Source organism: Arthrobacter sp. Soc17.1.1.1 (assembly GCF_036867195.1).
Lineage (GTDB): Bacteria > Actinomycetota > Actinomycetes > Actinomycetales > Micrococcaceae > Arthrobacter_D.
This window is the reverse complement of record NZ_JBAJII010000001.1, coordinates 2,589,399-2,603,284: the sequence shown is the minus strand read 5'-3', so window position 1 is coordinate 2,603,284 and position 13,886 is coordinate 2,589,399. Positions and strand designations below refer to the sequence as shown.

Here is a 13,886-nt window from a genome sequence, read left to right as displayed (position 1 = left end):
CGGTCGAAGGGCATTTCCACACACTTTGACGCGATTTACCGCCGATCGGTTCCTTTCGGTGCCTGCCTGGGCCAGAATGACAGGACCGCGCCGAGCATCCGGGCGGCACCGGCCTGATGGGGGACGACAGTGAGCACAGGCATGCGCGCCACGCAGCTGACGACAGAGGCCCCACGGCTCAGGAAGCCGTCCTGGAAGGACCCGCGACTCCTCATCGGGGTGCTTCTCGTGCTCGCCTCCACGGCCGGCGTCGTCGCACTCCTGGACAGCCAAAACACCACCACGGACGTGTACTCCGCGCGCGAGGACATCCCGGTCGGCGCCGTCCTGACCGCCGAGGACCTGCTGGCCACCCCGGTCCGGCTGGGCGACGCCGCCGGAGCCTACCTCCCCGTCGACGAGGGGATCCCCGAGGGCGCGATCGCGACGAGGCTCGTTCCGCAGGGGGAGCTCGTCCCGTCGTCCGCACTCGGGAGCTCCGACGACCTCGACCGGAAGCCGGTGGGCCTCTCGGTCGAGGACCCGCTCCCCACGGGTACCGCCGCGGGTGACCGCGTCGACGTCTGGGTATCGCTCCGCACCGACACCAACACGTACGAGGAACCGCGGCTCCTGCTCGAGGCGGCGGAGGTGGCGGAGCTGACGGTGGGGGAGTCGGCCCTCGGTGCGAGTGCCTCGACCCTGGTGCAGGTGCTCGTCGACGACCGGGCCATGCCCGAACTGCTGGACGCACTCGCCAACGACGCACGCATCGCCGTGGTCCTCAACCCCGGTGCTGCGTGAGCATCCCGGTCGTCACGCTCGGGGCGGCGGCAAGCGCCCACGTGCCCGGCCTCGAACAGCTGCGCGGGCCCGTGACGGTGGTGCGGCGCTGCGATGGGCTGGCGGATCTCGTCGCCGCCTGCCAGTCCGGCCTGGCGCGGGCGGCGATCATCGCGCCCGGAGCGGTGGAGCTCACCGCGTCGCTCGTCGACCGGCTGAGGTTCGCGGGGGCCGCCGTCGTCGCCCTCACCGACGGCGCACCGGGTCCGGATCCCGTGGACGGGGTCGAGTACGTGGGCGCCACGGTCGAGGCCGCGGTACTCGCCGACGCCGTCACGCGGGCCGTCGGGAGGTTCGGCGACGGCTCCGCCCGGCCGAAGGGATCGCTGGCCTACGCCGATCCGCTGTACCAGCCGGCCGCCGCTCCGCCGTCGCCTGCCGCGCTGCATGCGGAGGCGCCTGCCGCTGAAGGGCCGGGGGACGGGCGGATCGTGGCCGTCTGGGGTCCGTCCGGCAGCCCCGGCCGCACCACCGTGGCGATCAACATGGCGGCGGAACTCGCGGCGTCCGGCACGTCCGTCCTGCTCGTCGACGCCGACACCTACGGCGCGAGCATCGGTGCGTCGCTCGGGCTGCTGGACGAGTCGGCCGGCCTCGCGCAGGCCTGCCGGATCGCCGACCAGGGCGGCTTCACCGGATCGGCGCTCGAACGGATCGCCGTGAGCGTCGCCATCAAGGGTGCCCGCCTCCGGGTCCTGACTGGCATCACCCGTCCCGACCGCTGGCCGGAGCTGCGCCCCGCCGCCCTCGGGCAGGTGCTCGACGCAGCCCGTTCCCTCGTGGAGGTCACGGTGGTGGACTGCGGCTTCTGTCTCGAGGCCGACGAGGAGCTCAGCTTCGACACCCTCGCGCCCCGCCGGAACGGTGCGGCGCTGCGGTGCCTGGAGGTGGCGGACTCGGTCATCGCCGTCGGGGGCGCGGACACCGTCGGCGTCCCACGGATGGTGAAGGCGCTCGCCGAACTCGCCGACGCGGTCCCGACCGCAGCCCCGCGCGTGGTGTTCAACAAGGTGCGCGCAGCAGCGGTGGGACGTGCCCCGGAGGCGCAGCTGAGGGAGGCATGGGAGCGTTTCGGCCCGACGACCGGGATCGCCGCCTTCCTGCCGGTGGACCACGCAGCCGCCGATCAGGCACTGCTCGCGGGGACGGCCCTGCTGGAGACAGCGCCCGCCTCCGCGCTGAGGATCGCCATCGCGGACCTCGCCGACGTCCCGGTCACCGGGAGGCGGGGCCGCATGCCCGGACCGCGCCTGCGCGACGTGAGATTTCCAGGCAACCCGGCTAGGCTTCCCCGGTAAGAGGTCGCAATGAAGCGGCCTTTCATTTCGTTACGGAGGCTCCCCCCATGTCGTCTGGATCCAGGACAACGGATCAGTCAAACTCGGACACGTCACGGGAGGATTTCGTAGAGCACTACTTCGAGCATCTCGCACGCGAGGATGCGGTCGGGTACCGGCCCACCGATCTCCGCCAGCGGGCCTTCGCGCATCGGGACCTCGCCGAGACCCGCGAACCCGGCACCGCCGCCATCGCGGTCATGGACCAGGGAATTTCCAGCATCGTCATGATCGTCACCGACGACATGCCCTTCCTCGTCGATTCCGTCACCGCGGAACTCGTCCGGCAGGACGCGGCGATCCAGCTCGTGGTCCACCCGACCTTCCTCGCGGTGCGCGAGGACGAGTCGTACGCCCTCACGGCACTCGAGCGCGTCCCGTCGACGGCCGGCGCGTCGAGCGGCGACACCGCGGCGCTGCCCAACATCGGCGAGTTCGCCGGCCTGAGCGGGCGCACCACGCACATCGAGTCCTGGATCTCGGTCGAGGTCGCCCGCCTCCCCGACGCAGCGGTGAAGGAGTCGGTCGTCGACGGCCTCCACCGGGTGCTGGGCGACGTCCGCTCCGCTGTCGAGGACTGGCCCGCCATGCGCCGCACGGTCCGCTCCATCGAGGCGTCACTCGACTCGATCGCGGGTGCGGATGAGATCCCCGACCTGCGGCAGGCGCAGGAGCTGCTGCGGTGGCTCGACGGCGGCAACTTCACCTTCCTCGGGTACAAGGAGTACGAGCTCGTGACCGACGAGGAGGGCGCCGACGCCCTCCGGGTGCGTGACGGCAGCGGGCTCGGGCTGCTGCGGCACGGCAGCGGCGGGCACGTGCAGCAGCTCACGGCGGCGGGCCGCGCGAAGGCTCGCGAGCGTCGCGCCCTCGTGATCACGAAGGCCAATTCCCGGTCGACGGTGCACCGCGCCGCCTACCTCGACTACATCGGCATCAAGAGTTTCGACGCCCAGGGCAACGTCAACGGCGAGCGGCGGTTCATCGGGCTGTTCGCGACCAGCGCCTACACGGGGTCGGTGCGAAATGTGCCCCTGGTCCGCGACAAGGTCTTCGAGGTGCTGCGCCTGTGCGGTTTCCCGTCGGACTCCCACTCCGGCAAGGACCTGCTGTCCATCCTGGAGACCTACCCGCGCGACGAGCTGTTCCAGATCGAGGTCCCGGACCTCGTGTCCACGGCCCTCGGCATCCTGCGCCTGCAGGAGCGCCGCCGCACCCGGCTCTTCTTGCGCCCGGATGTCTACGGCCGCTTCATGTCGGCCCTCGTCTACCTGCCGCGCGACCGCTACACGACGAGTGTCCGCCTGCGCATCGAGCAGGAGCTGCGGACCGCGCTCGACGCCGATTCGATCGACTTCGAGGCCCGGATGAGCGAGTCCGCGCTCGCCCGTCTGTTCTTCCGCATCCGGCTGCAGCGGGGCGCGGAGATCCCCGCCGTCGACGCCACGGACCTCGAGGAGCGCCTCGTCCGTGCAGCCCGGTCCTGGCCCGAAGGCATCGTGGAGGTGGCGCAGCAGCGGTTCGAGCAGGAGACCGCCCAGCGCCTCGCCACGCTGTGGGCGGAGTCGTTCCCGGCCGGCTACCGGGTGGACTACGAGGTCGAGGACGCCCTGGAGGACATCGCGCGGTTCGAGCAGCTCGCGGAGCCGGGATCCGACGCTCCTCAGCTGCACGTGTACGTCCCCCGGGCGCCGGAGTCCGGCGACCCCGCGGACGCACGCCTGAAGCTCTACCTCACCGAGGCGAAGAGCCTGACCCAGATCCTCCCGTACTTCCACAACCTGGGCCTCGAGGTGCTCGACGAGCGGCCGTTCGAGATCACGCGGTCGGACGGCCGCTCCTTCTTCCTCTACGACCTCGGCCTCAAGTACCCCGCCGGCATCTCGCCGCTCGGCACGGCCGCGCTGCTGCAGGACGCCTTCAGTGGTGCCGTCACGGGCAACAGCGAGTCCGATGCCTTCGACCGGCTCGTCCTGAGCGAGGAGCTCGGCTGGCGCCAGGTGCTGATCCTCCGCGCCTACGCGAAGTACATGCGGCAGATGGGCAACACCAACTCCTACGGGTTCGTCGCCGACACGCTGCGGCGCAACGGCGTGGTCAGCCGCGCGCTCGTCGCCCTGTTCACTGCGCGCTTCGACCCCGACCTCGACGGCGACCGTGCGGTGGCCACGGAAGCGGCGCGGACGGCGCTCGACGAAGGATTGGAGGGCGTCCCGACCCTCGACGCGGACCGGGTGCTGCGGACCTTCGCGAACCTGATCGAGGCGAGCCTGAGGACCAACTACTTCCAGGACAAGCGGCACGTCAGCATCAAGTTCGACACCTCGCGGATCGACGGGGCGCCGTTCCCGCGGCCAAAGTTCGAGATCTGGGTCTATTCGCCCCAGGTGGAGGGCGTCCATCTCCGGTTCGGCAAGGTGGCCCGCGGCGGGCTGCGCTGGTCCGATCGGCGCGAGGACTTCCGCACCGAGGTGCTCGGACTCGTGAAGGCCCAGACCGTGAAGAACGCCGTGATCGTGCCGACCGGCGCGAAGGGCGGCTTCTTCGCCAAGCAGCTGCCGGATCCGTCGGCCGACCGGCAGGCCTGGCTCGCCGAGGGCCAGGCGAGCTACCGCACGTTCATCCGGGGGCTGCTCGACATCACGGACAACGTCAGCACCGAGGTCACCGCGGACGGGACCACGGAATCGGTGCTGCCGCCTGCCCGGGTGGTCCGGCACGACGACGACGACACCTACCTGGTGGTCGCCGCCGACAAGGGGACGGCGTCGTTCTCCGACATCGCCAACGAGCTCTCGGCCGAGTACGGCTTCTGGCTCGGCGACGCCTTCGCCTCCGGCGGGTCCGTGGGCTACGACCACAAGGCCATGGGCATCACGGCGCGGGGCGCCTGGGAGTCCGTCAAGCGACACTTCAGCGAGTTCGACGTCGACACGCAGACCGACGACTTCACCGTGGTCGGTGTGGGCGACATGAGTGGCGACGTCTTCGGCAACGGCATGCTCCTCTCCGAGCACATCCGCCTCGTCGCGGCCTTCGACCACCGCCACATCTTCCTCGATCCGAACCCCGACGCCGCGGCGTCCTTCGCGGAACGCCGTCGCCTGTTCGACCTCCCGAGGTCGAGCTGGGAGGACTACGACAGCTCCCTCATCAGCACGGGCGGCGGCGTGTACCCGCGGCAGGCGAAATCCATCCCGATCTCCCCGGAGGTCCGCGAGGCACTGGGCCTGGAGGAGCAGGTGACCAGACTGAGCCCACCGGAGGTGCTGAAGGCGATCCTCCGCGCCCCCGCCGACCTGCTCTACAACGGCGGGATCGGCACGTACGTCAAGGCCACCGACGAGACGAACGGCGACGTCGGTGACCGCGCGAACGACGCCATCCGCGTCAACGGCAGCGAACTGCGCGCCCGGGTGGTGGGCGAGGGCGGGAACCTCGGCATGACGCAGCGCGGCCGGATCGAGGCCGCGCTCGCGGGCGTCATCCTGAACACCGACGCCATCGACAACAGCGCCGGCGTCGACTGCTCGGACCACGAGGTCAACATCAAGATCTTCGTGGACCGGATGGTGCGCGCAGGCCGCCTGCAGCCCGAGGAGCGGACCGAGTTCCTGCAGTCGATGACCGACGAGGTCGGCCGGCTCGTGCTGCAGGACAACATCGACCAGAACGTCCTCCTGCTGAACGACCGCCAGCGGGTCATCGAGTGGAGCCCCAGCTACGAGCGGATGATGGACTGGCTGGAGAGGAAGGCCGACCTCGACCGGTCCCTCGAGGCCCTGCCGACCACGGCCGAGCTGCGCCGGAGGATCGACGCGGGGCAGGGGCTCACCTCGCCCGAGCTGTCGGTCCTCGCCGCGTACGCGAAGATCGAACTGACGAAGGTCCTCTCCGCGAGCAACCTCGCCGACGACCCCTACTTCAGGGGCACGCTCCGGCGGTACTTCCCGCAGCGGCTGGTGGAGCGCTTCGACGACCTGCTCGACACGCACCCGCTGCGCCGGGAGATCATCTCGACCGTCATCGCCAACGACATCATCAACCTCGGCGGGATCACGTTCGCGTTCCGGGTGATGGAGGAGACGTCGGTGCCCGAACCCGTGGTCGCACGCGCCTTCGTGGCCCTGCGGGAGATCTACTCGCTGGACGAGACCGTCGACGCGCTCGCGGCACTGCCGGCGGACTTCCCCACGGACCGGTGGACCACGGTGCACCTGGACCTGCGCCGGCTCCTGGACCGGGCCGTGCGCTGGTTCGTCAACCATGTGGAGCAGGGCACGGCGGTGGGCGAGGACATCGACGCGTTCAAGCCGCTCGTCGCGCCGTTCCGCTCGCACCTCGCCGAGTACCTCCGGGGCTGCGACCTCGAACGCGCTCGGGAGGCGACGGCCACCGCGGCCGCGTGGGACCTGCCCGCGGAACTCGGGCGGCACTGGGCGGAGCAGTTCGAGTCCTTCGCGCTGCTCGACATCGCCTACAGCACCCGGCGGGTGGACGAGCCGGTCGAGAACATCGCGACGGTGTACTACGCGGTGTACGACCGTTTCGAGGTCGACAACCTGCTCGAGCGCATCACCAAGCTGCCGCGGACGGATCGCTGGCAGGCCCTGGCGCGGGCGGCGCTGCGCGACGACCTCTACTCCACGATCGCGGACATCACCGTGGCCGTCATGCGTGCCACCCGCGACCTGCAGGCCAGCGACGCGGGGGAGCGGCTGCTGGCCTGGCAGGAGCTGAACGCCGATCAGCTGCAGCGAGCCAGCAACATGTTCGCCGAGGTCAACCTGCTCGAGAAGGACGACATCTCCTCCCTGTCGGTGGCGCTGCGTCTCCTGCGGTCGATCGTCCGGTAGGGCGCGGCCGTCCTGTCACGGACGGCCGCGAGTGACAGACTGGACCTGCGGCACCCGATCCGCAGGTCCGGCCGGTCCTCTCCGGGCGCGGATCGTGCCGCCGTGTCAGGCCCGAGCAACAGAGAGATCCCATGGCAATCTTCACCGATCCCATCCGCGAGTACACAGGGTTCGAACCCGGCGACGCCGAGTGGCTCCACCTCCTCGTCGGCGACTGGCAGATGGTGGCCGATCTCGCCTTCGCCGACCTGGCCCTGTGGTTCCCCCTCGACGGCGGCGGGTACGTCGCTTTGGCCCATGCCCGGCCGTCGACGTCCCACACCGTCTTCCACAGCGATTTCGTGGGTGAGCGGATCCGCGCCGACCTGCAGCCACTCGTCGACGTCGCCTGGGAGTCCCAGAAGATCGAGCGGTCCGGCGAGACGAACTGGACCACGGAGATGGCGATGCGCGTCGAGGCCGTGCCGATGGTGCGCAACGGCCGCACTCTCGCCGTCGTGACGACCCACATGGACCTGTCGAGTTCGAGGATGCCGTCGCGGCTCGAGCTGACCTACCGCCAGTGCGCCTACGACCTCCTGCGCATGGGGACGCTGGGGCTGTGGCCCGACTTCGCGACGCCCACGGGCTCCCGCCGGGGCGCACCCCGTGTCGGTGACGGCCTGATCAGGCTCGACGTCGACGGGATCGTGCAGTACGCGAGCCCGAACGGAGTCTCCGCGTTCCGCCGGCTCGGCGACGTCGAGACCCTCGAGGGCCGCCCGCTCGCGGAGATCACGACGGCGCTGCTGAAGGACCGACGGATGGTCGACGAGACGCTCCCCCTGGTGGTGACCGGGCGCATGCCGTGGCGCACCGAGATCGGTTCGCGCGGCGTCAGCCTGTCCCTGCGGGCCATCCCCCTGCGTGACGAGAAGGAGCGGTTCGGCGCCCTCGTGCTCTGCCGGGACGTCTCCGAACTCCGCCGCCGCGAGATGGAGCTCGTCTCGAAGGACGCCACCATCCGGGAGATCCACCACCGGGTGAAGAACAACCTCCAGACCGTCGCGGCGCTCCTGCGGATGCAGTCCCGCAGGATGGTCAGCGAGGAGGGGAAGCTCGGGTTGGAGCAGGCCATGCGCCGCGTGTCCACCATCGCCCTCGTCCACGAGACGCTGTCCCAGGGCCTCGCGCAGAGCGTCGACTTCGACGAGCTCATCTCACGGCAGTTCCGGCTGTCCGCGGAGGTCGCCTCACCGTCGCAGGCGGTGCGCACCGAGCGGAGCGGCGACTTCGGCGAGCTGCCGAGCGACCTCGCGACACCGCTGGCCCTCGTGATCAACGAACTGGTGACGAACGCCGTGGAGCACGGGCTCTCCGGCAGGGCGGGCACCGTGTGGCTCATGGCCAATCGCCGGACCGTGGTCGACGGGGAGGAGATCCTGCGCGTCACCATCGCCGACGACGGCGTCGGCCTCCCGGCCGGCGGGCACGCGGAGGGACTGGGACTGCAGATCGTGCGGACCCTCGTCACGAGCGAACTCGGCGGGACCATCGAGTGGCGCACACGGGGTGGCGGCGGCACCTCCGTCACGATCGAGCTGCCGCTGCGCCTGAACCAGGGGATCTGACACCGGGACCCTGCACCGACGACTGCACCGACGACGAAGGGCCGCCCGATGGGCAGCCCTTCGTCGTTCCTCGTTCCCGCTGTCCGCTCGGCCGGGTGTCGCCACCCGGTCCCGATCAGGACGCGCGGCGTGCCCGTGCGGCCCGGCGCTTCAGCGCCCGGCGCTCGTCCTCGCTCAATCCGCCCCAGACACCGGCGTCCTGCCCGGATTCGATGGCCCACTGCAGGCAGGTGTCCTGCACCTGGCAGCGACGGCAGACACTCTTGGCCTCCTCGATCTGAAGAAGCGCCGGCCCGGTGTTGCCGACCGGGAAGAACAGCTCCGGGTCCTTGTCCAGGCAGGCTGCGCGACTACGCCAATCCATGGTGATCACATTCTCCTTCGACCGCGCTCCGTATTTGTGAAAACATTCACGAGCGGGCTCATAGTAAAGGGGGCCGACTCTGGGCCCCCCGGGTATCCACTGCTTTTAAGGCTGTCACGTTACCAGCGGGTAAACAAGGGTTTTACAGGTTCGATTGGCCCTGCGGGTGAGGGGTTAGTCACAGCGCATTCATCGATCCCCCTGGGCTCCGGAGCACCGTCGAGGGCGTCGGGTAGGGTTTGAGGGTGGTTCCTGATCCAGCCCTGCCCTCCTCCGGTCGTCCTCCGGGCGTCCTCCTGATCGCGGTGATCCTGGTGCTCGAGGCCATCGCTCTGCTGGTGGCTGCTGCCGGGTTCGTCATGACCGCGTTCAGCCCCGATGCCCTCTCGGTCGGAGGGTCCGCATTCATGGCAGTCCTGCTGCTCCTCGTCGGTGCGGGTCTGATCGCCCTGGCGCGGCAGCTCCTGGCGGGCTTCCGCTGGCCGCGGTCGCCCTCGCTGGTCGTCCAGCTGTTCCTGGTGATCCTGGCCTTCCCCTACTTCTCCACCGGCGCGCCCCTCGTCGGTCTGGGTCTTCTCGTGCCGGCCGCCGTCGTCATCGTGACGCTCTTCTCCAGGCCGGTCGTCGAGTACACCGTCCGGACCACCGGGCCCGACAGGGCACTGTAGGGCGCAGCGCTCCCGGAGGGAGCGCCGGCCTCCTCCGGGTCGTCCGTCGCGAGGGCGACCTGGACCTCCACCACGCTTGCGGGATCGCAGGCGAACCCGTGGCCGGGGATCACGGGCCCGTCGGGGTCGAGCCGTACCCCGAGGAGGTCGCCGTCGGCCGCCGTCCTCGGTGTGAGGACGAGTCCCCGGCCCGCCGCGCGGACGGTCAGCGCGAGCGGCATGCGGGTCATGAGCGCAGGACCGGGAGCGGCGGCCAGCACGGCCGCTGCGCCGCGCGCGACGAATCCCGACAGCGTCTGCTGCACCTCGGCGGGGAGCCGGTCGGCGTCGTCCACGACGAGGAGGTACCGGCAGGCCGGGTCCGGACCCGCGCTGCGTCCCGCCAGATCGCGCCAGTAGGCGAGCGCAGCGGCGGGTGGGGCGCCGCTCGGCGGTGCCAGGACGGAGCACGGCGGAGCCAGTCGTGCGGCCGCCTGCGCCAGGACCCGGAGGGTGTTCGAGCGGCCCGATCCCGCGTGGCCCAGCACCGGGTACACCTCTCCGGGGCGCAGGGTCACGGAGAACATGCGCAGGTCGTCGCCATGCACCCCCAGCGGGAGGTCCTCCTCGCCGGCCCGGGTCCCTGCCATCCGACCTGCCGTCGGTGCTGCCGTCCGCCCCGCAGGGACGATGTCCGACAGGAGCACCACGCGGGGAAGGGGATGCACCGGGAACGGTGCCCGTGCGGGCGGACGGACAGGCTCCGTGTCGGCCGCGGGTTCCGTCAGCAGCTGGCAGGTGCCGTCGCCCCAGCTGCCCGTGATCCGTCCCTGGGCGAACCCCCGACCCGGGACAGGGTCGACCGGCGGCATCGTGGGCCACGTCATCGTCGTCTCCTGATGCGCGCCGAGGGGCAGGTAGATGCGGCTCGGCAGCAGGGCGAAGAGCCGTGACGTCGTTAGTTCGCGGTCGCCGCCGATCAGGACGGCGACTCCGTTCCTGGGGCCGTCCCGGACGAGGCCGTGCAGATCGTCCTCGGCCCGTGCCAGGCGGCCGTTGCGGAACTGGCTGCTCCACCGTCCCCAGCCCGTGACCGCGAGGACGACCGGTCCGGTGTCCTCCCGGTTCCGCGCCGGCAACCCTGCCAGCCGCTGGAGGACGCGGCCCGCCCGCTTCGCCTCGTCGGGCAGCAGGTACGCCCCGACGTGCGGGTCGGCGGAGCAGGCGCCGAGGGTCCCGTCCCCGTCGAGCACGTACAGGTGCAGGTCCGGATCAGCCGCGGGCAGGGCCGCCACCGCGGCGGCGAGGGCCTCCGCGGCGCCGCTGCCGGGGAGCCCGACGAGGGCGAGATGGGAGTGGCTGCGCGGATCCCACTGCAGCCGGCGCTGCACCTGTCGGTCAGGCAGGTCGAGAACCCCCAGGGGCACCCCGGAGGGCTCGACGGAGCGGCCGGCACCGCTCTCCGGCCGATCGGTCGGCGGGAAGACGGCACAGGCCGCCAGGGTGAGGCGGTCGGGGAGCGCCGGCAGGACGGGGCGGGGAGGGCGCGGGGCGGACACCCCGCCCGCAGCCGCCAGGAGGCCGGCGACCGCCCGTCCGAGCACGGTGGGCGCGGGGGCTGCCGCACCACGGGCATCGGCAGTGGCGCCGTCGGTGGTGTCCATGGTGTCCGTGGTGTCCGCGCAGTGCATGCTGTCCGGAGTGCGCGTTCCCCGGGGCGGTCCGCCGGCCCGTGGCCCTTCGAGGTGGGTCACGACATCCTGCCACCCGCGCGTGGCACGCGTGCTCGGAAGATCGGAGGAGGACGCGACCTGCACGGCGACGGGTGGTTCGCTCCCACGGCGCAGGAACGCCCGGCCCGGGATGTCGACGGGGATGTCCGCCGCCGCTCCGGAGCCGAGGAGGTCCTGCGACTCCATCGCGGTCTGGACCCGGAAGAGGATCGACGTCGTGATGTTCGCCCGCAGGTCCGGCGTGACAGCCCCCTGCGCCCTCTGCGTCGCAAGCACGAGGTGGACACCCAGCGACCGTCCGAGCGCGGCGATCCTCATCAGGTCCGGCACCGCGGTCGGCACGTCGTCGCCCAGCATCCGGAACTCGTCGATCACCACCACGAGCCGGGGCGGGCAGGCACGCGGGGCGATCCTGCGCAGCTCCTCCAGGTCGTCGGCGCCGCGGTCGGCGCAGAGACGTTCGCGGCGTCGCAGCTCCGCCCGGAGCGACGTCAGCGCCCGCGCCGTCGACTCCGAGGACAGGTCCGTCAAGGCTCCCACGCAGTGGGGGAGCGCCGCGAGGGCGCCAAGGCCGGAACCGCCCTTGTAGTCGATGAGGAGGAGGGACAGCTGCCCGGGGGGCTGACCGAGGGCGAACCCGAGCACCAGGGTCCGCAGGAACTCGGACTTGCCGGAGCCGGTGGTCCCGGCGATCAGGAGATGCGGCCCGTCCCTCACGAGGTCGATCGACACAGGGCCGGTGCCGGAGTGCCCGATGAAGGCCTCCGGACGCCCCGCGTCGGCCGTCGACCATCGGGCGGGGACCGACGACGCCAGGGTGTCCGGTCGGAGCGATCCGGACCAGAGGGAGACGGCGGACGGCAGGACTCCTGCGGGAGGCTCCGCACCCGGGCGGCGGACGGTCACGGCGCCAGGGTGCCGTGAGGCCCCGGCGAGCGCCCGGGCGGTCCTCTCGAAGGTCCGCTCCGACACCGCGTCGGGGACGAGGAGGTACTCCCGCCCGTCGATGCGTGCCCGGGCGCCGTCGGCCGTGAGCACCACGCCGGCGGAAGGCAGGGCGGTACCGATCGTCGGGCCGTGGGCCATGCCGTCGTCCAGGAGGAAACGGACGACGGCGACTCCGGACCGGCGGGCGATCCCCTGTGGGTCCTCCCCGATCTGGACGACGAGCAGGACGTCCGTCTGCTCGATGATCCCTGCCAGCACCCGCGGGTCCCGGGTGAGCCGGACATTCGGGAGGAACCGTGCAGGGAGGGGGAGGTGCCGGACCGGACCCCAGCACACCACGGGCGGCGCTCCCAGGAGGGGGTGTGAGACCTGCAGCAGCAGGGCACGCAGGAGGCCCATGACGGCTGCTGGCTCGCCCGCGACCGTGAAGGATGGTCTCCCTGCCTCGTCGGTGCCCGAAGGCGCGCCGGCGCCACCGCGCGGGAAGATGGGCACCACCAGCGGCAGATCGGCCAGGATCGGCGGGGTGAAGGTCGCCGTCACGCGGTCCACCGCGAGGTTCGCCGGCTGATCGGCCGTGCCGAGCCTCAGCAGGATCACCGGGGAGAGCGGCGCGCAGGCCTCGGACCGACCACCGGGGGTGTGGAGGCCCGCGCGCAGGGCATCGAGGGCCGTCTGCCCCGGGTCGGGGACCGCGGTGATCCGCCGCTCCCGGTCCCGCTGCGCGGCGTCCCGGAGGGCGTCCGCGAAGGCACGTGCATCCCGCCGGTGCGTGAGCAGGGGAACCAGTCCTGTCACGGCCGACAGGGCGCTGAAGGCGAGGAAGAACCACAGCCCGGTGGTCACGGCGAGCACGACGCCGAGGACGAGCGGCAGGACCGCGGTGAGGGCGAGGAGGCGGGACGGTCGTCTCGGAGGCTCCGACCCGACGGATACGGGGTCGAGCACGTGCACCGGAGAGACGTAGCGCCAGCCGTCGTCGTCGACCAGCTCCACCCGACACCGGCTCCCGCCGAGAAGCAGGGCGGCCGACACCGTGATGTGTGCCCTGCTGATTCGTTCCCCGTCGACGAAGGTGCCGTTCACGGACGACAGATCCTCGAGCACGATGGCGTCCCTGGCCACGGTGAGGAGTGCATGCCGCCGGGAGAGTGCGGGATCGGCGATCGTGATGTCACCACCCGCGCGTCCGATCGTGTAGCTGCCGCGGGAGAGCGGGATCACCTGGCCGGCATCCGGGCCGGCGTGGACGACGAAGGCGAGCGGGGGGACCCGCGCCGGAGCGTCCTGTGCTGCAGGAGCACCGCAGACGACCACTGCGCCGTCCGTCAGGCGGCCCTCGCCTGCGGTGCTCGCCGTCAGCGGAGCTCCGTCGATGGTGAACGGCCCCTCGTACCCTGCTGCTCCGAGCCGGTCGGCGAGCGCGGCGCCGGTGGGCAGCACCAGCGTGTCGACGACGATCTCCCGGGCAGGGAAGGCGACCGGGGGAGCGCTGGTGAGTGTGACGTGCAGATCCACGGGGCCTCCTGGGGTGTCGGTCTCCGAGGCTAGAGCGACAGCGACCCCGGG

6 protein-coding genes are annotated in these 13,886 nt (G+C 71.5%); 4 read left to right on the top strand and 2 right to left on the bottom strand.

The window, feature by feature from the left end; all coding sequences use genetic code 11:
- The first annotated feature begins 129 nt into the window (after window positions 1-129).
- The 4 genes from V6S67_RS12035 (at window position 130) to V6S67_RS12020 (ending at window position 8,625) form a co-directional block, all read left to right on the top strand.
- The gene (locus V6S67_RS12035) at window positions 130-783 is read left to right on the top strand and encodes a hypothetical protein (RefSeq protein WP_334210466.1); all 654 of its coding nucleotides are present in this window, start codon (window positions 130-132) and stop codon (window positions 781-783) included.
- Window positions 780-2,120 (top strand): AAA family ATPase, encoded by a 1,341-nt coding sequence (locus V6S67_RS12030; protein WP_334210465.1) that lies wholly within the window; start codon window positions 780-782, stop codon window positions 2,118-2,120. Before V6S67_RS12035 ends, V6S67_RS12030 begins: the two co-directional genes overlap by 4 nt.
- A gap of 47 nt (window positions 2,121-2,167) precedes the next feature.
- Window positions 2,168-7,015, top strand: coding sequence for an NAD-glutamate dehydrogenase (locus V6S67_RS12025; protein ID WP_334210464.1), 4,848 nt, complete (start codon window positions 2,168-2,170; stop codon window positions 7,013-7,015).
- 131 nt (window positions 7,016-7,146) lie between these two features.
- Window positions 7,147-8,625 (top strand): sensor histidine kinase, encoded by a 1,479-nt coding sequence (locus tag V6S67_RS12020; RefSeq protein WP_334210463.1) that lies wholly within the window; start codon window positions 7,147-7,149, stop codon window positions 8,623-8,625.
- Between the two features lie 115 nt (window positions 8,626-8,740).
- On the opposite strand, the gene V6S67_RS12015 is transcribed toward V6S67_RS12020, so the two are convergent.
- Entirely contained in the window at window positions 8,741-8,989 is a 249-nt protein-coding gene (locus V6S67_RS12015; RefSeq protein ID WP_055769355.1) for a WhiB family transcriptional regulator, read from the bottom strand.
- 535 nt (window positions 8,990-9,524) lie between these two features.
- A complete protein-coding gene (locus tag V6S67_RS12010; RefSeq protein WP_334210462.1) occupies window positions 9,525-13,835 on the bottom strand; it encodes an FtsK/SpoIIIE domain-containing protein in 4,311 nt (1,436 codons plus the stop codon).
- Between the last annotated feature and the right edge of the window lie 51 nt (window positions 13,836-13,886).